Origin of the sequence: Streptomyces ossamyceticus (assembly GCF_001418475.1) — a bacterium.
In the GTDB taxonomy this organism is placed as follows: domain Bacteria; phylum Actinomycetota; class Actinomycetes; order Streptomycetales; family Streptomycetaceae; genus Streptomyces; species Streptomyces ossamyceticus.
On sequence record NZ_LIQX01000064.1, the window covers coordinates 1 to 18,541 of the forward strand.

The window sequence follows — 18,541 nt, forward strand, 5'->3', positions numbered from 1 at the left end:
CGAGGCCGGCGTGGTCGGCCGGTGGTCGCGTCACTACGACGACGGTGAGGGAGCGGGTGTCGGGCCTGCTGTCGGGGCGGCGGTCTGCACATCCAGGTCCGGGCGTGGGGTGAGGACGACCATAGGGGCGCCGGGCTGGGGGACGGGCGGGGTGACCTGTTCCTTCGGCAGCTTCGGGGGATTCGTCTGTTGGTAGTTGACGTTGTCGTGGTTGACGAGGCCGGTCTTCTCCAGCACGGTGATGTGGTCGAGCACGGTGTCGTTGGCGAGGTCGGCCAGCTGGCGCACCAGCGTGTTGCGGGTGCTGGCCCGAATCTTGGCGATGGCGGGGAAGATCTGGCCGTGCGTGACACGCATGATCTGCACCGCGGTGGAGTCGAACTCCTTGCCCTTGGCCGCGTCGACGGTCGCCACGAACTGCTGTTGCTGTGGGCTGGCTTGGTTGTTGAGGGTGATGTTGAGTTCGGGAGCGATCTTTCGGCACATCTCGTCGAGACCGGCGTGCCCGACGACCAGGTGCTCGCCGGCCTCCTTCATCTCCGGCGTCGTGCCGCGCTCCATGGCCATCTCGCCCAGCGGGTACTCCCAGAGTCCGGCGGACCGGACCTTGATGACGAAGTCACGGTCGGCTTCCGTGAGTGGGCCGTAGGCGGTGGTGGCGATGATCCGCTCTGTGCCCGTGGCCGTCTTCTCGACTCCCAGTATCGCGGGGTAGGCGAGCGCGGCAACGGTCAGCAACAGTCCGCCGCTGACGAAGATCGTTCCGATGTTCCGAGTGCGGGGCATGGCACCTCCTGGCAGCGGGTGGCCGCGCCGGTGCGTCCGACGCCACAGCACCGGACCCACCGCGCGGCTGGGTCGACAGGGGGTACGGACGGGAGGGGCGAATGAATCATTGCGCTGGGTAAATTTTGCAGTGTGATTGAAACGATGTCCGGGATGCCGGCACGTAGATCGCTCTGAGCCGGGCATAAACCCCGGTCACACAGGTAAGGCCGTCATGGCGCTTCGGCCGCCCCGCGATGGTGGTCTCCCCCACGTGCAAGGTGAGGTGTCCGGGTGCTGGGAGGGCAGGGGGTGTCGCACAGGGTTCTTCTCGTACGGCGTGGCGCAGGTACGGCTCAACGGTCAAACGGCAGCCCTTTGGGGCAACCGGCAGTCATATCCTGGAGTGCCGGGATCGGATGCTGTGCGGAGCCTGCGAGATCACCCTTCGGCGCTTGCCGTGCCGCCCGTGCGACTCGCCCCCATGTTCCCCGCAGGAGGAGCTGACGCTCCGAGCGAGCCCCACCCCCGGTCGGCCTAGGTAGGCGCGGCTGCAGCTGCACGCCGTCGGCGGCGACGAGCGCGTCCGGCCCCGTCGGAGTCGCCGGCTGTGACCGCGCCCTCGAAGACCAGCGGCTTCAGTGAGGCGCGGGCGGTGTAGTGGGCGGCGGTGTATCCGGCGGGGCCGGAGCCGATCACGATGACGTCGTGTACCTCGCCGCCGCTCACGCCGTCCTCTCCGGTGCGATCTCCTTGATCAGGCCCTCGACCAGGACCTTGATCTCGTCGCGGATCGGGCGGACCGCCTCGACGCCCTGACCTGCCGGGTCCTCCAGCTGCCAGTCCAGGTAGCGCTTGCCGGGGAAGACGGGGCAGGTGTCGCCGCAGCCCATGGTGATGCAGACGTCGGACTCCTTGACCGCGTCGACGGTGAGCATCTTCGGGACCTCGGCGGAGATGTCGATGCCGACCTCGGCCATGGCCTCGACGGCGGCCGGGTTGACGCCCGCGCCCGGGTTGGAGCCGGCGGAGCGGACCTCGACGCGGTCCGCGGCCAGGTGGGTCAGCCACGCGGCGGCCATCTGGGAACGGCCGGCGTTGTGGACGCAGACGAACAGCACGGAGGGCTTGTCGGACATCGGAGGCTCTCTTGTCTCACGACGGCATCAGGTGTGAATGATGTCAGCACCCGATGGTGTCAGTCATCACTGATGTGACAGTATCAGCACATGATGACGTCAGTCGACACTGACCTGATCCGGGTGCTGGCCGACCCGCTCAGGCTCCGGATCGTGACCCTGCTCGCCAAAGAGATGCTGTGCACCACCCACCTCGTGGAGGAGACCGGTGCCAAGCAGACCAACCTCTCCAATCACCTGAGAGTGCTGCGCGAGGCCGGGGTCGTGGAGACGGAGCCGTGCGGCCGGTTCACCTACTACCGGCTCAAGCCCGACGTCATCGCCTTGCTCGCGGGCCAGTTCGCCGACCTGGCCGAGTCCGCCCGCTCGGCCGCCGACAACAAGCGGTCCTGCCCCTGAACCCCGCCGCCCCTGGCGACTGCACCAAGGAGTCTTGTTGACCGCCACGCACGAATCCGCCGTGGAGTCGGCCACAGCGTCCGCCGAGCCGCCGCCCGCTCCGGGGGCCACCCCGCCGCGCAGACCGCTGGCGGCGCGGGCCGCCGCCGAACTCGTCGGCACCGCGGCCCTGGTGGCGGTGGTGATCGGCTCCGGCATCCAGGCGACCGAGCTGACCCGGGACGTCGGGGTGCAGTTGCTGGCCAACTCCCTGGCCACCGTCTTCGGTCTCGGCGTCCTGATCCTCCTGCTCGGCCCGGTCTCCGGCGCGCACTTCAACCCCGTGGTCACGCTGGCCGAGTGGTGGACGGGCAGGCGCGGCGGCGCTGGAGTGACGCTCCGTGAGGCGGCCGTCTACGTGCCCGCGCAGATCGTCGGGGCCATCGCGGGCGCGATCCTGGCGGACGCGATGTTCGGCGAGCCGTTGGTGGAGTGGTCCACCCACGACCGGTCCGCCGGGCACCTGCTGCTCGGCGAGGTCGTCGCCACCGCCGGCCTGATCCTGCTGATCTTCGGCCTGGCCCGCACCGATCAGCTGCGCTTCGCCCCCGTCGCGGTCGCCTCCTACATCGGCGCCGCGTACTGGTTCACCTCCTCGACGTCCTTCGCGAACCCCGCGGTGACCATCGGCCGTACCTTCAGTGACACCTTCGCCGGCATCGCCCCCGGCTCGGTCGCCGGGTTCATCGGCATGCAACTGATCGGCGGAGTGGTCGGACTGGCGCTGGTGGCAGTCATCTTCACGCCCGGGCGGGACGCCGACGAGTGACGTGGACGTCCCCGGTGGTGGTGATCGGCGGCGGCCAGTCCGGGCTCGCCGCCGGATACCACCTGCGCCGCCTGGGCGTCGACTTCGTCATCCCCGACGCCCAGACCACAGCGGGCGGGGCTGGCAGCACACCTGGGACTCCCTGCGCCTGTTCTCCCCGGCCGCCTACTCCTCCCTGCCCGGCCGCCTCATGCCACCTCAGACCGGACAGGAGTACCCCGAGGCGCAGCACGTCGTGGAGTACCTCGCCGCCTACGAGAACCGGTACGACCTGCCCGTGCACCGGCCGGTCCCGAGTACAAGGAGTGCACCGTGACGGCGTGCTCCTGCGTGTGAACACGGACGCCGGCACCTGGTCCGCGCCCGTCCGTGATGGGTGCGACCGGAATCTGGTGGCGCCCTTTCCTGTCCGCCGTCCCCGGCGGCGTCCTTCGCTGTCCGCCGTCCCCGGCGGCGCCCATTTCGGCGGCCGGCTATTGCACACGGTCGAGTACCAGCGGCCGCAGGACTTCGCGGGTCACCGGGTGATCGTGGTCGGCGGCGACTCCGGCGCCCGGATCGCCGCAGACCTCGCCGACCACACGGAACTGACCCGGGTCGCCCAGCGCCCGCCCCACTACCTCGCCGACGACATCAATGGCCACGCCCACTTCGACGCGGCCACCGCCCGCTGCCGCACCCTCGATGCACCCGTCGTGTCCGACCGGGCGTGGCGAAGCAGAATCGGGTGGCTGCCGACAAGTCCCGCCCCGTGAAGCCGCGGGCTCGGGGTGCGCGCCATCCGGTGAGCGAAACTTCTCCACGAGCCGGCAGGTAGGGCGGGAGCTCCCATGCGTAGGCGCTGCCAGCGACTGCGGGAGGGCGTGTGACAGGCCCGGCAGCTCATTGGATCAGGTCGGTGTGCGGATGCTCGGGGGAGGCCGGGCAGATGTAGATCTGCATGTTGTCGGTGCTGCCGACCGCGACCTTGGTCGGCCGCGAGGGGCTCTGGCCACAGCAATGACCGCCAGCGTTGGCAGCGGCCTGTTCTTCGCAAGGCGCCCAGCTGTGTCCCTCACCGCCGTCCCATTCGAATGAGGCGATGGTCAGCAACGGGACCATCTGCACCGCACAGACAGTGCAGTATCGGGGGTTGGGATCGGTGCGGCCCCACGGCGGCCAGCCGCCGGCCTTCCATCCGGGCGCGTCCGCCAGATGGATGTCGTAGAAGTCCCGCGGCCAGTCCGCGTAGGAGCTGTCCAGGTCGGCGCCGGCTGCCTGCCATCTGTTCCAGTCCTCCAGCATCAGCCGCAGCTGCGGGCTCAGATCGAGGCTGTTGGGGTACTCGGTGATCGCTTCCGGTGCCAGCACGCACGGCTCCGGCAGATAGCCGTCGTCGTTCACCTCGTACGGTTCGGGCGGTGTGGCGAGGATGTCGACGACCTCGGCGGCGGACCGCCAGAACAGCGCGGTCGACGGCTTGTGATGCGGATCGTGGTCATAGGGGCACCACAGAACCTGGAGCAGATCGGCCTGTCCGGGCGGCCGCAGCAGGGGTATGTCGCGCAGAAACAGCTGGGCCACGGGCAGCATGGGGACCGGGCAGTCCGCCGGCGGCGGGCCAGCGGCGAATCGCTCCACGAGCCTCGTGGTGTTCCGCTCCTTGAGGGCCGCCTCCCCGGGCGTCATCCCGCCACGGCCATGGTGATCGCGGTGCCGCCGGGCCTGCATGCGTCTCATGAGCCGCACGTCGTCCGGCGACTGACGGAACCCGCTGTCCACGTGCAGGTGCGAGGCTTCGCAGTGTGGCCACGGCTCTTCCGCCGGCCACAGCAACGGCCCCCCGACCGAGCTCTCCCCGGCCGAAGGCGACCCGGGACGAGGGTGCAACCGAATCGCAGGACGGGCCAACGGCGCCAGCTCGGGAAAGACCGCGGTCACGTCGACGGGCCTGGGCGGAGTAGTACGTACGAAGACCATGCCGGTGATCCTGTCACCAGCCACTGACAACCTCAGGCCGCCTCAACCAGCTGCGCGGAGAGCAGCGATCAGGAGCCGGGGCCGAACCGCGGCGTGTATCGGCTACGGCGTTGCTGTTACGGCGTGATCGAGGAAATGGGGTATCCCGTGGCAGAACCTCGTCCCGAGCGAGCGGACGCGACATCGGCTCGGCGTTCTCCGGGGCGGCCGCCCGTGCCGTTGGAGCGCATCGTCGCTCCACAGCACTGCAGATCGTGGACGAGGAGGGCTCCGAGGCCCTCTCGATGCGGACCCTGGCCCAACGTCTGGGCTCGGGCACGGCGACGCTGTACCGGCACTTCGACAACCGGGCCGCTCTGGCCGCCCATGTCGTGGACCGCATGTTCGGCGTCGTGGAGCTGAACGGCGAAGAGCTCCTCGCGATGGGCTGGCAGCAGGCGCTGCGGACGGTCGCGCACACCATGTTCGACGCCTTGGCCCGACACCGGAACGCCGCGCGCCTGATGGCCGAGCAGATCCCCCTGGGGCCACACGCGATGGCACTGCGGGAGCACTGTGTCGCGGTGTTGCTCGACGGTGGTTTCCCGCCGAGAGTTGCCGCGTTCGCGTACGCGGCGCTGGCCCGATACGTCCTCGGGTTCGCCGTACAGGTCAACGGGCACGGCGGCGCGAGGCAACTCGACGAGAGTCGCTCCTGCCGTCCGGCCGAGTGGCGGGGCCGCCCGGCGTGGCGGGGTCAGCTGTTGCAGGCAGGAGTCGGGCGCGTTCGGCGAGCGCCTCAGTGCCCGCGCGGAACGGGTGTTCCGCGCGGGCACGGGATCAGCGGTTGAGCAGGCGCTTCACCCGCTTGCCCTCGGCGGACTTCCACAGTGTGTCCCACAGCTGGGCGGAGCCGGTGTAGGTGTACACGCCCGGAGCACCCTGCGCCGCGCAGCCGTCGCCGTACGACACGACTCCTATCTGGTACACGCCCTTGCGGCCCTTCAGCGTGCGGAAGAGCGGCCCGCCGCTGTCACCCTGGCAGGAATCCTTCCCCTCCACTCCCGCGCACACATGGACCTTCTTGTTGTAGTTCGAGTACGTCGCCTTGCACTCGATGTGCGACACGATCGGGACGTTCACCGCGCGCAGCCGGTCCGGATGGGTCGGCACCTCGGTGTCGGTGTTTCCCCAGCCTGCGACCGTGGCCTTGCTGCCGGGACGGATGAGCGCGTCCGTGCCCGGCGTCGGCAGGTTGACCGGGGCGATGCCGTAGACGGGTTTGTCCAGTTCCAGGAACGCGACGTCGTAGTCCCCGTTGTAGCGGGGGTGGATGGTGATCGTACGGATGTTGCGCAGATGGCCCTGTTTCTTGCTCGACAGCACGGTCCGGCCCACGACGGTCTCAATCTGCTTGGGCTTCACGTCGTCGACGCAGTGCGCGGCCGTCATCACGACATCCGGACTGAGCAGGCTGCCGCCGCAGAAGTGCCGGTCGAGCGGCTTGCCCTTGCCCTTGATCAGCAGTGCCGCCATGAACGGGTACGAGCCGTCGGGCTTCTCGGTGCCGCCGATGATCTGCGCGACCGGCCGGCCGTGGTCCGTCGGGGTCGCGGCGTGGGCCGTGCCGCCGGACAGGGCGACGAGCCCGAGTACCGTGCCGGCCGCGACCGCGACGGAGGCGTTCCGTCGAGCTGCCGTTCCTTCGACGGGGGTGTTGCGTTGCTGCATGGAATCTCCAGTCTTCGTATGGATCACCCACCTCGGCGGACCCGCACTCGCGGTCCAACTCCCGCCGAACCAGGTGGAGTTCTGCTGTCGCAGTAGCGGACCGACCGAGCGCAGGACACCGGGGGGCCGCCCGCGAACTCGCCTGCGGGCAAGGCGTTTCCGTGACGCACCGCACAGGTGGTGGGTCGGAAAGCTGATGGCTGACGGTCGTCGCCGGAGCCGGAGCGGGACCGTCGCAGACGACCCGCTCTGCTCGGTCCTGATGGTGGTGAGCAGGTCAGCCGGGCGGTGCTGCGGTCGGGCGACAGGGTGATCAGCAGAACGACCGGCGTCGCCGGCATCAAGAAGAGCGCGAGGCACTCGCCCCCACCCGGGTGTCGCCCCGTCCGTGGACCTTGGAGAGATCGCCGGGGCGGGCGGCCACCGTGGGAGAGCCGGGAGCGGGCGGTGAGGTCGTCACGAGGTCTACTCCGATCGAGGGCGCGGCGGCACGGCGCACAAATCCGGGCTCGAACTTGCTTACGGTGTGCGGGACTTCTCCATCGTCCGGTTGGCGTGGTCTCTGCGGATCAGCCGAAGTACCGACTACCTGAAGCTGATGCCCGAACCTGATCTCATCCGTCTCAGGTATGCCGCTGCGTCAGCTCCGGAGACGAGCCCTGTGGAAACCGCCTGGGGCACGGGACTGCCGTGCGTGCTGCCGTCCTCCTCAGCGGAGGACGCGCCGCAATACCAACGAACACCGCACCCTCGCCTCGGCCATTCGGCCGATGCACGGCCGAGCCGGGCGGCGACGCCGCGAACTCATCCACGTCGACGTCACGGCCTCGGCACCATCGGCAGGGTGGACGGCCCCACGAATCGCCGTGCCACAGGCCACGTCGAGTGCCGGTCCAGCGCGTTGGAGCAGGCGTTGAGCCCTCAGGTGCCCAGGTGCCGACGAAGCCACTGGCCCATCTGTTGGATGGCCCGGTCGATCTCGGGCACGCGTCCCGCGCCCAGGACGAACGAGTGCTGTCCTTCGGGCAGCGGGTGGACCTCGGAGATCACCTTGAAGTCCGCCAGGCGGCGGGCGAGTCGGGCGCCGTCGTCGGCGAGGGTCTCGTGTTCGCCGTAGTGGACGGTGGTGGGCGGCAGACCGGTCAGGTCGGCGTTCACGAGGCTGATCTCGGGGGCTGCGAAGTCCACTCCGGGCTCCTGCAGCCAGGATGCCCGGAACAGCTCGAGGATGCTTCTGTTGAGCATCTTGTCGTTGTCCTCGTTCCCGTCCACCGACGCGTTCTTGAGGGTGAGGTCGGCCCATGGTGAGACGCTGACGATCGCGCCCGGGGTCTCCTCGCCCTTCGCGAGCAGGCGCAGCGGCAGCATCACGGCGAGGGTGCCGCCGATCGAGTGGCCCGTGCTGCCGATGTTCCGTGGCTCGTAGCCCTGGGAGAGCAGCCATCGATAGGCGGTCTCGGCGTCGTCGAGCTGCGCCGGGTAAGGGTGTTCGGGTGCCAGGCGGAAGTCCACGACGAGGGAGCGGGCGCCGGCGGCCCTGGCTATGTGGCCGGCGGCCTTGCGGTCCGAGTGCATCGAGGCGGTGACCGACCCGCCGAAGTGGAAGTGGAGCAGCGCGCGGTCGGGGTGGACGTCCTCGGGAACGCACCACAGGGCGGGGACACCGCCCGCGTCGACTTCGGCGTAGGTGACGCCTTCCGGCTCGGCCGACGCCCGGTGGTTCGTCTCGACGATGTCGCGGACGACGGCGAGGTCGAGGCCCGGTGTCGAGGCCTTCGCGCTCACGCTCTCCAGGAACTGTGCGAACTGCTGTGCCTGTGGGCTTGTTCCCATGGTGTGCTCCTTCGGGGTTCGGTGCCACGCCCGCTGCTGGCGGGGGACCGGTTGATGTGGGGCCGGGACTTCTCTGCCGGAGCCTGCGGGCGACGTGTCAGGCGCGAGGAGGCCGCTCTCGTAGGCCGAGCGAGCTCGGAAGGCGCAGGTCACCGCTCGCGCACCTGAGGCGCGACGCCGAGCGGATGGCGTGACGGACGGTCTGCGGAAGTCCGTGGACGGCCCGGTCAGTCGTTGTGGGGAGCCACGGAGACCACGACCTTGCCGGCCCTCGCTCGGCCCTGCTCGACGTATGTCATCGCTTCGAGCGTCTGGTCGAACGGGAAGACCGTGTCGATGACCGGTCGGAGCTTGCCGCTGTCGTACAGGGCGCTGAGCTTGCGCAGCTGGGAGCCGTTGGCCTGCATGAAGAAGAACTCGTAGCGCACCCCGCGCGCCTTGGCCTGTTTGCGGACCTTGCGACTGAGGGCGTTCATGAGCACACCCAGGGGAAAAGGGGTTCCCAGCTGCTTGGCGAACTCGGCGTCCGGCGGGCCGGCGACGCCGATGGCCAGGCCGCCGGGCTTCAGTACGGTCAGCGACTTCTCCAGGTTCGCCCCGCCCAGGGAGTCCAGCACCAGGTCGTAGCCGGACAGCGTCCTCGCGAAGTCATCCTTGGTGTAGTCGACGACGACGTCGGCGCCGAGGCTCCTGACCAGCTCCTCGGAGTCGGTGCCCGCTGTCGTCGCCACCATGGCGCCGAGATGCCTGGCGAGCTGGATGACCGTCGATCCGAGGCCCCCGGCCCCGGCGTGGACGAGCACCTTCTGGCCCGGCTTCAGGCGGGCGCGATCGACGAGGATCTGCCAGGCGGCCAGGGCCACCAGCGGCACCGCGGCCGCCTCCTGGGCGGTGAGCGACACCGGCTTGGGCGCGACGTCGTCCTCGTCGATGGCGATGAACTCCGCGAAACCTCCGATCCGCAGGTCGCGCGGACGGGAGTAGACCTCGTCGCCGACCTTGAAGCCGCGTACGGCGGAGCCGACCCGCACCACGACGCCGGCCACGTCGTGGCCCAGTACGAACGGACGCCTGTACTTCAGGAGGTGCTTGAACTCGCCGTCGCGGACCATCTTGTCCAGCGGGTTGACGCCGGCGGCGCTCACCCGCACCAGGACGTCGCGGTCCCGGACGGTGGGCTCGGGTACCTGTGCGGCGCGTGCGCCGTCCTTGCCGTACTTCTCGACGACGAATGCCTTCATGCCGGCCGCCTTACTGGGTGATCTTCTCGGTGGTTGATGCGCGTTCCGCGCCGGCCATGACGCTACTTGCTGAGTATAGGAAAGTAAACTCAGAAGAGGTTAGACTCACCTCATGGATGCGTGGACCGAAACTCTTCAGGTTGCCGGTATGGACCCCCGCCTCGACCGGGACACGTCGAACTGCTCGATCGCGCGGACCCTCGAGGTCGTGGGGGAGAAGTGGACGATCCTGATCCTGCGCGAGGTCTGGTACGGCACGTCCCGCTTCAGCGACTTCGAACGCGTCCTCGGCTGTCCCCGCAACCTCCTCGCGGCGCGGCTTCGCATGCTGGTGGACGAAGGGATCCTGGCCACCGAGACCTACAAGGAGCCCGGCTCGCGGAGCCGGCCCAAGTACGTGATCACTCCCAAGGGCATGGATCTGGTACCGGCCGTGCTGGGGCTTCTGCAGTGGGGTGACCGATACCGTGCCGACCCTGAGGGGCCTGCCGTGCTGGCGAGGCATCGCGCATGTGGCGCGCACGTCGACGTCCAGATCCGCTGCGAACAGGGCCATGCCGTGCAAGCGGACGACATCGAGAGCGTTCCCGGCCCTGCCTTTCGTATGAAGCCCGCCGGGTGAGCCGAACGCGAGTGCGCGTGGCGTTCCGTGCCCAGTCCTCCGTCGGTTCCGTGGAGTGGGGCACCAGGCCGGGTGGCCATTCGTCTCGCTTCCCCGGGCTGCGGCAGTGGTCGGCATGGGCTTGGTGGTTGCGGCGGGCTGGCGCGTAGGGCGCTGCCGGGATGATCGCGATGCCGGAGGAGTTCGCACGGGGCCATCGACCGCGAGGGTGAGGCCGGGGCGGCGTGGCTCGCCGAGTTGCCCGGGATCGTGGAGGAGTCGCTGGGGCGCTGAGGGGGCGTGCCGGACGGCGACGTCATGCACGGGGGCGCCGGTGTCATCGTTCCGATACGGTGGCGGGGTGGGGAGAGAGCCGTGCTGAAGGTGTCGTTTCCACATCCCGGCAACGTCCATGAGCCGGATGTTCGTTGCGTGGGGCGGATGCGGCGCAGTCCTGCTGCGTGAGCGTGACGACGAACGGTTCGCGATGCTGCTGGAGCGGGTTGAGTCGTCGACCCTGGCGGAGGTCGAAGACGACGAGGTGGTGGCGGTGGCCGGGCGGCTCAATCGCCGTCTGGCGATCCCCGCGCCGACGACCTCAAGGGCGGCATCGACAAGGCGGAGAACGCGTCCGGCGGGGGGCCCAGTTCCATGCCGTACAGGCTGCGTTCCGCGGCCGCCGCCACGGGTTTCGTATCGCACGCACTGGACCACGGCTGGACTGGCTCACCGAATTCGTCGACGGCCTCGCGGAGTTGCTCACCGAACGCTCGTAGAGCGGCACTGGTGCCGGCCGGGTCCGGTGACGAGAACGTTATGGATTCAGGCCTGTCGTAGATCCTTCCTGATCGCGCAGGCCGACGGGTCGTTATGGCTCGGCTCCGCATCGGCCGAACGGCTGAGGTGGCAAGGGGATGGGGGTGGCGGTTTGCGGCTTGTGGCCCCACATCTCCGGCAGCTACTCCCACGCGTCGTCCTCGGAGCTGACGCGATGCCATACCTGGGGATGACCAGGCCCCTTCCGACGTCAGCTTCGGGTGGTCAGTAGTTCGGCCGATCCGAAGGGAGCGGTGCGGACCGGAGGATGGAGGACATCCCCAGCCAGGCGCGCCGGAAGCGCACGCCCGGCTGTCCGCGCCCTCGATCGGAGCACGACCGCGTGATGTCCTCGCCGCCTCCCCGCACCCCCACAGTCGCCGCCCGCGCCACCGACCTGTCCAAGGTCTATGGGCAGGGCGATACCCGGGTGGTCGCCCTGGACCGGGTCAGTGTCGGCTTCGAGCGGTCCCGGTTCACCGCGATCATGGGGCCCTCCGGATCCGGCAAGTCCACGCTGATGCACTGCGTGGCAGGGCTGGACAGCTTCTCCTCCGGCTCGGTCCACGTCGGTGACGTCGAGCTGGGAGCCCTGACGGACCGGCAGCTCACCAGGCTTCGCCGGGACAAGGTCGGCTTCGTCTTCCAGGCGTTCAATCTGCTGCCGACCCTCACCGCGCTGGAGAACATCACGCTCCCGATGGACATCGCGGGCCGGACCGCGGACAAGGAGTGGCTGGACGGCGTCATCCGGATGGTCGGCCTGTCGGGCCGGCTCGGCCACCGTCCCGCCCAGCTCTCGGGCGGCCAGCAGCAGCGGGTGGCCGTCGCCCGGGCGCTCGCGTCCCGGCCGGAGATCGTCTTCGGGGACGAGCCGACCGGGAACCTGGACTCGCGTGCGGGCGCGGAGATCCTGGGGTTCCTGCGTGACTCCGTACGGACGTTGGGCCAGACCGTCGTCATGGTCACTCACGACCCGGTCGCCGCCTCCTACGCGGACCGGGTCGTCTTCCTCGTGGACGGGCGGATCGTCGACGAGATGTACGAGCCCAGCGCGGACGGGGTCCTCGAACTCATGAAGTCCTTCGACACCCCCAGGTTCCGCGCGAGCTGAACGCGCTGAGCCGAGCCGGGCCGACCTGAGCCGTACTGACCGCAACGAGTCGTACGAACCGACACGCACCCCCTGATCGAGCCCCGTCCCCCTCACCTCACCTCACCAGGACAGACATCACCATGTTCCGTACAGCCCTGCGCAATGTCCTCGCACACAAGGCCAGACTGCTGATGACCGTGCTCGCCGTCATGCTCGGCGTCGCGTTCGTCTCCGGCACCCTGATCTTCAACGACACCCTCAGCGGCGGCTACCGCGACCAGGCGGCCAGGAACTACGCCCACGTGGACGTAGAGGTCCGCTCCTACGACCCCTCCGACAAGGTCCCCGGCCTCAGCGGTAAGGCGCTTGACGAGATCGCCCGGCTCGACGGGGTCGCCGGAGCCGCCGGACGGGTCGGCGGGTCCGCAGGCGTCGTGGACAGGAACGGCGGGCTCCTCGGCGGTGGCTCGTCCGGCATGGGCGCCAACTTCGCGCCCGGGAAGGACGGCAAGGACCCCCTCTACGTGTTCACCGACGGCAGCGGGCCCACCGAGCCCCGGCAGGTCGCGCTCGACAAGGACACCGCCGAGCAGGGCGGCTACCACGTCGGCGACACGGTGCGCGTCGCCTTCAGGGGCCCGGCGAAGACGTACGAGCTCTCCGGCATCTTCACCACCGACGACACCTGGGTGGCCCTGGGCGACAGCCTCGCCCTGTTCGACACGCCGACCGCTCAACGGCTCTTCCTCCAGCCCGGCTACTACGAGTACGCCACCGTCACCGCCGCCCCGGGCACGTCGAACACCGAACTCGCCGCCACCCTGAGGAAGCTTCTTCCGGACGACACGGACGTCAAGACGGGCCGGCAACTCGCCGACGAGAGGGCCAGGGGAGGCGCGAGTGACGCGTCGACACTCAGTGCGATCCTGCTCGCCTTCGCCGCCGTCGCGCTCTTCGTCAGCGTCTTCCTGATCGCCAACACCTTCACCATGCTCGCCGCCCAGCGCACCCGCGAACTCGCTCTGCTGCGCGCGGTCGGCGCCTCCCGCAGGCAGGTCACCCGGTCCGTACTGGTCGAAGCGATGGTGGTCGGCGCTGTCGGCGCCGCCGCCGGGCTCGGACTCGGTGCCGCCATGGCCGCCGTGGCGCGTTCCACGGTCGGTGTCTTCGGCACGAAGAACCCGGACGGGCCGCTGGTCGTCACGTCCTCGACCGTCCTGGTCGCGGCTGCCGTCGGGATCCTGGTCACCATGGTGGCCGCCTGGCTGCCGGCCCGCCGCGCCGCGAAGATCCCGCCCGTAGCGGCGATCGGCAGCGCACACCTGCCCGCCACCACCAGGTCCCTGCTGATACGGAACCTGCTCGGCGGCATCATCACGCTGCTCGGCGCGGCCGTCGTCGTCGCGGGCGCCGGGGCCGGCGGCTCCACCGCCAAAGGGCTCGTCGGGCTCGGGGCCCTCCTCGTGGTGACCGGTGTCCTCGTGCTGATCCCGTTGCTGTCCCGGCACGTGATCGCGGTCGTACAGCCGTTGCTGCGGGCCGGCTTCGGAGTCTCCGGCAAGCTCGCCGGCCGGAACGCCGTACGCAGCCCGCGCCGTACCGGCGCCACCGCCTCCGCGCTGGCCATCGGCCTCACGGTGGTCAGCGCCATGACCGTGCTCGCCACCACCCTCGGCCAGTCCATGGACAGGATGACGACGGACATCGTCAAGGCGGACTACATGGTCACGGACAGCGGCGCGAGCCTGGACACCTCGGCGGCCGCCGCACTCCGCAAGGCCCCCGGCGTCACTACCGTGTCAAAGGAGCAGCAATCCTGGATGCGACTCGACGGCATCCAGGAGGATGTTTCCGCCGTCACCCCGGCGGACTTCGACAAGACCATCCGCCTCCCGGTCGTCTCAGGCTCTCAGGACACGCTCGCGCAGGGGCAGGTCGCCGTCGCCGATGACGAGGCGCGCGCCCACGGCTGGAAAGTGGGGGACACCCTGCCGGCGGTGTACGGGGACGACGACAAGCGCCGCAAGCTGACGGTCGGGGCCGTCTTCGAGTCCAACGAAGTCGTCCTGCCGGTCGTCGTCTCCGCGGACGTGATCGATCCGAACGCCACCTCCACGACTCTCTCGAGGGTCTACCTCAAGGCGGAGGGCAGCACGAACGAGAAGGCACTCGCCGACGCCCTCGCCGGACGCCCGGGGATCAAGATCGACGACCGGCAGGCCATCCGCGACGAGTTCGGCGGAGCCTTCGACACCGTGCTGAACGTCCTGTACGCACTGCTGGCGATCTCCCTGGTCATCGCGGTGCTCGGTGTGGTGAACACCCTCGCGATGTCAGTCTTCGAACGGCAGCGGGAGGTCGGCATGCTGCGCGCCGTCGGACTCGACCGGCGGGGCGTGACGCGGATGATCCAGCTGGAGTCCGTGGTCATCTCCCTCTTCGGCGCGGCGACAGGCATCGCGGTAGGAACCTTCCTGGGCTGGGCGGTCGGCGAGGTCACGAAGGCAGAGATCCCGAGGTACGCGCTGGTGTTGCCCTGGGGCCGGTTCGGGATCTTCCTGCTGTCGGCGGCGCTGGTCGGCCTGCTGGCCGCCATGTGGCCGGCCCGCAGCGCGGCCCGGCTGAACATGCTCACGGCCATCAAGTCCGAGTAGGTCGCGGGGGACACCGTACGGCCGTGGGCACGGTGCCTACGGCCGCACGGTCGCGTAGCGAGCAACGACGCGCAGCCGCTGAGGTGCCGCTCACGTCCGTGACGCGCCCACGGGACCGCGTGGCAGCGCCCGCTGGTCAGTCCGCTCGTCCCACGGTGGGGATGAGGGCCACGACCTCCCAACCGTGGTCCTGGCGAGGGCCGGTGCGCAGTGTGCCGCCGAGAGCGGTGACGCGTTCGGTGAGGCCGACGATGCCGAAACCTCCGCCGCGGGCGGCGTACGGCATCGGGGCGCCACCGCGGCCGTCATCGCGCACCGTCACGCGCAGGGTGCCGTCGACGTGAGTGAGGGCCACCGTGACCTCGGTGGCGTCCGAGGCGTGGCGGCGTATGTTGGTGAGGGCTTCCTGGACGACGCGGTAGGCGGCAGCCTGCACTTCGTGGGGCAGGTTCCTTGCCGCCGAGGCGTCGCGGTGCAGTTCGGTCTTCGGACCGGTCGGACCGCCGAATCCCCCGACCAGTTCCGCGAGGTCTGCCAGGTTTCCTGCCGGGCGGTTCTCACCGGCCTCGGGCCGGATCGCTGTCTCCCGGCCGCCGCGCAGGATGCCGACGGTCAGGCGCATGGAGTCGAGCGCCTGGGTCGCGGCCCGTTCGATGCCCTCCAGGACCGGGTCCAGGCGGTCGGGTTCGGTGGCGACCATCATGCGGGACATCTGTGTCTGGACCAGGATGCCGGTGACATGGTGGGCGACGAAGTCGTGCAGGTCGGCCGCCATGGCCAGGCGTTCGGCGCGGCGGGTCTCGGCGACCGCGACGCCGCGTCTGTGGTCCTGGGAGCGCAGATAGCCGCCCAGGCCGGCGAAAACGCCGGCCAGCAGCGCCAACGGCAGCGCGAACAGCGCCGCGTCCTCCTTCGCGATGACCTCGTGGAAGCGCAGCGGCGCCACGACTGTCGCCCCGCCCGTGATGACGGCGCACAGCCACGCCCAGCGTGGTGAGCAGGTACGGACGGCGATCAGCAACAGGCAGAGCAGGAACGCCACTTCACCGGGGCCGAGTGTCCGCACACGCTCGGTCGTCGCGGCCACGGCGGTCAGGGCCAGCGAAGCGCCTGCTGGTGCGGCGGTCCGCAGGTGAGGGGTGAGCCACGCGGGTTGCCGGGCGGCGGGACAGAGGACGGCTGCGAGGCCGAGCGACAGAAGCAGGAGCAACGGCCAAAGGGTCTTGCCGTTGGCGACGGCGATGAGTACGTCCGCGGCGGCCGGCAGGACCAGCGCGGCGACGCCCGTAGCACCCAAGCAACCCTGCCGGCGGGTCCGCGTCGTGAGGATGTCGTCCGTTGCAGGCAGGAGGTTCACATCGGTCACTGTAGAAAGGAGTGGTCAGTCGCGCCCCGGCCGGTGTGCCGGGACAGACGTCCGGCGCGGGAACCGCTGTGTCGGCGGTTCCCGCGCATGGTCGGGACAGGGCGGGAACGGTCAGTTGATCCGGACGATCTTCCAGAGCTGGTCGTCGAGGCCGGCGCTGCCCCACTGGATGACGGCTGCCCCGTTGGCGGTGGAGGACTGGGCGACGCCGGCGACGAGGGTGCTGTTCACGTTCCGGAGTCGGTAGTAGCCGCCGCCCGCGTCAGTCAGGGTCCACTTCTGGGAGTCCGCACCGGAGGCGGTGTTCTGGACGACGGCCGCTCCCGCCGCGGTGGAGGAGTTTCGGATGTCGAGGTTGAGGTCGCTCTTGAGGTTCTTGATGGTCCAGGCGCCGCTGCCCGCGGACTGGAAGGTGAACAGCTGGCAGGTGCAGGCAGTGTTCTGCCACTGGCCGACGGCGGTACCGGCGGAGGTGGAGCCGTTCGGGATGTCGAGGTACTTGCCGCTGTTCTTGTTCACCAGGACGTACTGGCCGGTGCCCAGGGGCGGCAGGGCGGTCTGGGTGAGGTTCCAGCGCTGGCAGCCGCAGGTGGTGCCGCTCCACTGCACGGCGGTGGTGCCGACCGTGGTGGAGGCGCTGGGTATCTCTAGGAACTTGCCACTGATGCGGTTGGTGATGCTGTACCCGCCGGCCGGGTGGGGCGCGACGGCCCATTCATGGTCGAGGGTGCCGTTGTCGTCCCACTGAAGGACGGTGGCGCCGTCGGCGGTGGACTGGTTCTGGACGCCGAGGACCTTGCCACTGGCGACGTTGAAGATCTTGAAGTAGCCCGAGGACTGCTGCTCGAAACGCCACTGCTGGTTGGTGGCGGTGGTGGGGTTCTGCTGGGTGGCCGTGGTGCCGTTGGTGGTGGAGCCGCCGACGATCGTGAGGTTCAGGGCGCTGTTCGCGTTCGTCATGGTGTACGTGGCACCGTCGGAGACGCCGCCGCCCAGGTCGATCGTGCTGTAGGTGACCGGGTTGGAGAGGTTGCTGCCCCCGCGTCCGGCGCTGAGGACCAGCAGGCTGTGACCGTCGGGCAGGGACGTCATGCCACGGCTGTAGCCGCCGACCACGTTGGCGCTGATGCGTGTCCAGGTGTTCGCGGCGCCGTTCTGCGTGTTGATGAACAGGTCCTCGGCGCTGTTGGCGCTGAGAGCGAGCGTGCCGCCCGCCCCTCCTGCGGGCAGCCAGGTCAGGTAGGGAGCGCTCCGGGGCACCACGCCGTCCGTCGTCCGCAGCGGGATGCCGGTGACCGAGCCGAACGCCTCCGGGTCGGAGGAGATCTTGTAGTAGACGGAGAAGTTGCCCTCGGGAGCGCCCCCGTACTCGTACGACAGGACGTACTTGCCGTTCGGCAGCTTCACGACGGTGGGCATGCCCGGCCGGTCGCCGGCGGTGGGCATGGCCACGTCGTCGACGACGGGGCCCCAGGTGCGGGCGTTCGTGGAGACCTGGTGGACGATCTTCTGGCCATGGTCGGGGTCGCGCTGGTCGGAGTAGTAGACGATCAGCTTGCCGTCGGAAACCAGGAAGAACGGCTCCCACACGGGAGTCTGGCCGTTCGTGTCCCAGGCGGCTCCGCCGGTGGCGATGTTGCTGACGAAGTCCCAGCTCTGCCCGCGGTCCGTGCTCGCGTACAGGTCGATCTTGGTGGCCGACCGGTCGGAGGGCACCGAGTCACCCGCGGCCAGGATGGTCCCGGCCGGGAAGTCACCTATGGCGGTGGGCAGTTCGAAGAGCTCGGGCTGCCAGCGCATGCCCCAGCCGTTCTGGGTGTCGGCGACGTCGGAGAGCTTGCTCCAGGAGTTGCCGTTGTCGGTGGAGCGGTACACGGGGAAGACGGGCGTGCCGTTGGTGTACTGCTCGAACGTGGCGAGCAGGGCGCCGTTGGCCGACCCGTTGTGCTGCAGGCGCAGCACCCGCGGATACAGCGAACCGGGCGAGGGGGCACCCGACGGCGGGGTGTACAGCGTCTGCGAGGGACGCGAGAGGGCCTGCGCCCGCCCCGCGGCCGGCAGCGTCAAGGTCGCCGCGGCGACGATCAGCGCCAGGAACAGGAACATGAGGGTGGTGGGGCGGGAACGCCGTGCGGCGCCGGATCCGGCGCCCGA

The 18,541-nt window shown here is 69.6% G+C and carries 13 protein-coding genes and 3 pseudogenes; 7 read left to right on the forward strand and 9 right to left on the reverse strand.

Annotated elements, in window-relative coordinates:
* Positions 1 to 33: 33 nt before the first annotated feature.
* From AOK15_RS05945 to AOK15_RS05955, 3 genes and pseudogenes are all read right to left on the reverse strand, one after another.
* Positions 34 to 786 carry a DUF4142 domain-containing protein gene (locus AOK15_RS05945; RefSeq protein ID WP_055513515.1) on the reverse strand — a complete coding sequence of 251 codons (753 nt, stop codon included), beginning with the start codon at positions 784 to 786 and terminating at the stop codon, positions 34 to 36.
* A 582-nt stretch (positions 787 to 1,368) separates the two neighbouring features.
* Positions 1,369 to 1,494, reverse strand: a pseudogene (locus tag AOK15_RS05950) (FAD-dependent oxidoreductase); the annotation flags it as partial.
* Complete coding sequence (locus tag AOK15_RS05955; RefSeq protein ID WP_055513519.1) at positions 1,491 to 1,904, reverse strand: arsenate reductase ArsC; 414 nt, start codon at positions 1,902 to 1,904, stop codon at positions 1,491 to 1,493. The gene AOK15_RS05955 and the pseudogene AOK15_RS05950, both read right to left, overlap by 4 nt.
* A 90-nt stretch (positions 1,905 to 1,994) precedes the next feature.
* On the opposite strand from AOK15_RS05955, the gene AOK15_RS05960 reads away from it, so the two are divergent.
* The 3 genes and pseudogenes from AOK15_RS05960 to AOK15_RS48725 form a co-directional block, all read left to right on the forward strand.
* Positions 1,995 to 2,303, forward strand: coding sequence for an ArsR/SmtB family transcription factor (locus AOK15_RS05960; RefSeq protein ID WP_055513521.1), 309 nt, complete (start codon positions 1,995 to 1,997; stop codon positions 2,301 to 2,303).
* A 37-nt stretch (positions 2,304 to 2,340) separates the two neighbouring features.
* Positions 2,341 to 3,111: an aquaporin gene (locus AOK15_RS05965; RefSeq protein ID WP_055513523.1), complete on the forward strand. Its 771-nt coding sequence runs from the start codon at positions 2,341 to 2,343 to the stop codon at positions 3,109 to 3,111.
* Positions 3,108 to 3,800: pseudogene (locus tag AOK15_RS48725) on the forward strand (NAD(P)-binding domain-containing protein); the annotation flags it as partial. The gene AOK15_RS05965 and the pseudogene AOK15_RS48725, both read left to right, overlap by 4 nt.
* 193 nt (positions 3,801 to 3,993) lie before the next feature.
* On the opposite strand, the gene AOK15_RS05975 reads toward AOK15_RS48725, so the two are convergent.
* Positions 3,994 to 5,070, reverse strand: coding sequence for a hypothetical protein (locus tag AOK15_RS05975; RefSeq protein ID WP_055513526.1), 1,077 nt, complete (start codon positions 5,068 to 5,070; stop codon positions 3,994 to 3,996).
* A gap of 213 nt (positions 5,071 to 5,283) precedes the next feature.
* On the opposite strand from AOK15_RS05975, the pseudogene AOK15_RS05980 reads away from it, so the two are divergent.
* Positions 5,284 to 5,747, forward strand: a pseudogene (locus tag AOK15_RS05980) (TetR/AcrR family transcriptional regulator); the annotation flags it as partial.
* A 142-nt stretch (positions 5,748 to 5,889) separates the two neighbouring features.
* Here the strand turns inward: AOK15_RS05980 and AOK15_RS05985 are convergent.
* The 3 genes from AOK15_RS05985 to AOK15_RS05995 all read right to left on the reverse strand — a co-directional run bounded on the left by AOK15_RS05985 (position 5,890) and on the right by AOK15_RS05995 (position 9,854).
* Complete coding sequence (locus tag AOK15_RS05985; protein WP_055513528.1) at positions 5,890 to 6,780, reverse strand: S1 family serine peptidase; 891 nt, start codon at positions 6,778 to 6,780, stop codon at positions 5,890 to 5,892.
* Positions 6,781 to 7,701: 921 nt separating this feature from the next.
* The gene (locus AOK15_RS05990) at positions 7,702 to 8,613 is read right to left on the reverse strand and encodes an alpha/beta hydrolase (protein ID WP_055513530.1); all 912 of its coding nucleotides are present in this window, start codon (positions 8,611 to 8,613) and stop codon (positions 7,702 to 7,704) included.
* 227 nt (positions 8,614 to 8,840) lie between these two features.
* Positions 8,841 to 9,854 (reverse strand): NADP-dependent oxidoreductase, encoded by a 1,014-nt coding sequence (locus AOK15_RS05995; protein WP_055513532.1) that lies wholly within the window; start codon positions 9,852 to 9,854, stop codon positions 8,841 to 8,843.
* 148 nt (positions 9,855 to 10,002) lie between these two features.
* Here AOK15_RS05995 and AOK15_RS06000 point away from each other — a divergent pair, with 148 nt between their 5' ends.
* From AOK15_RS06000 to AOK15_RS06010, 3 genes are all read left to right on the forward strand, one after another.
* On the forward strand, positions 10,003 to 10,476 hold the full coding sequence (locus AOK15_RS06000; protein WP_055513534.1) for a winged helix-turn-helix transcriptional regulator: 474 nt from the start codon (positions 10,003 to 10,005) through the stop codon (positions 10,474 to 10,476).
* Between the two features lie 1,141 nt (positions 10,477 to 11,617).
* Positions 11,618 to 12,385, forward strand: a complete 768-nt coding sequence (locus AOK15_RS06005) for an ABC transporter ATP-binding protein (protein ID WP_055513536.1) — start codon at positions 11,618 to 11,620, stop codon at positions 12,383 to 12,385.
* A 122-nt stretch (positions 12,386 to 12,507) separates the two neighbouring features.
* On the forward strand, positions 12,508 to 15,021 hold the full coding sequence (locus AOK15_RS06010; protein ID WP_055513538.1) for an ABC transporter permease: 2,514 nt from the start codon (positions 12,508 to 12,510) through the stop codon (positions 15,019 to 15,021).
* A gap of 136 nt (positions 15,022 to 15,157) precedes the next feature.
* On the opposite strand, the gene AOK15_RS06015 is transcribed toward AOK15_RS06010, so the two are convergent.
* Both AOK15_RS06015 and AOK15_RS06020 read right to left on the reverse strand, forming a co-directional pair.
* A complete protein-coding gene (locus tag AOK15_RS06015; RefSeq protein WP_055513540.1) occupies positions 15,158 to 16,387 on the reverse strand; it encodes a sensor histidine kinase in 1,230 nt (409 codons plus the stop codon).
* A 111-nt stretch (positions 16,388 to 16,498) separates the two neighbouring features.
* Positions 16,499 to 18,541, reverse strand: a 2,043-nt coding sequence (locus AOK15_RS06020; protein ID WP_055513542.1) for an RICIN domain-containing protein, incomplete at its 5' end; no start/stop codon positions are given.

Bases quoted from the DNA above. Each gene is read 5' to 3' on its own strand.
- AOK15_RS05960 (WP_055513521.1), top strand. From the start codon at position 1,995: ATGATGACGTCAGTCGACACTGACCTGATCCGGGTGCTGGCCGACCCG.
- AOK15_RS05945 (WP_055513515.1), bottom strand. From the start codon at position 786: ATGCCCCGCACTCGGAACATCGGAACGATCTTCGTCAGCGGCGGACTG.
- AOK15_RS05975 (WP_055513526.1), bottom strand. From the start codon at position 5,070: ATGGTCTTCGTACGTACTACTCCGCCCAGGCCCGTCGACGTGACCGCG.
- AOK15_RS05955 (WP_055513519.1), bottom strand. From the start codon at position 1,904: ATGTCCGACAAGCCCTCCGTGCTGTTCGTCTGCGTCCACAACGCCGGC.
- AOK15_RS06005 (WP_055513536.1), top strand. From the start codon at position 11,618: ATGTCCTCGCCGCCTCCCCGCACCCCCACAGTCGCCGCCCGCGCCACC.
- AOK15_RS05995 (WP_055513532.1), bottom strand. From the start codon at position 9,854: ATGAAGGCATTCGTCGTCGAGAAGTACGGCAAGGACGGCGCACGCGCC.
- AOK15_RS06000 (WP_055513534.1), top strand. From the start codon at position 10,003: ATGGACCCCCGCCTCGACCGGGACACGTCGAACTGCTCGATCGCGCGG.
- AOK15_RS05990 (WP_055513530.1), bottom strand. From the start codon at position 8,613: ATGGGAACAAGCCCACAGGCACAGCAGTTCGCACAGTTCCTGGAGAGC.
- AOK15_RS05985 (WP_055513528.1), bottom strand. From the start codon at position 6,780: ATGCAGCAACGCAACACCCCCGTCGAAGGAACGGCAGCTCGACGGAAC.
- AOK15_RS06010 (WP_055513538.1), top strand. From the start codon at position 12,508: ATGTTCCGTACAGCCCTGCGCAATGTCCTCGCACACAAGGCCAGACTG.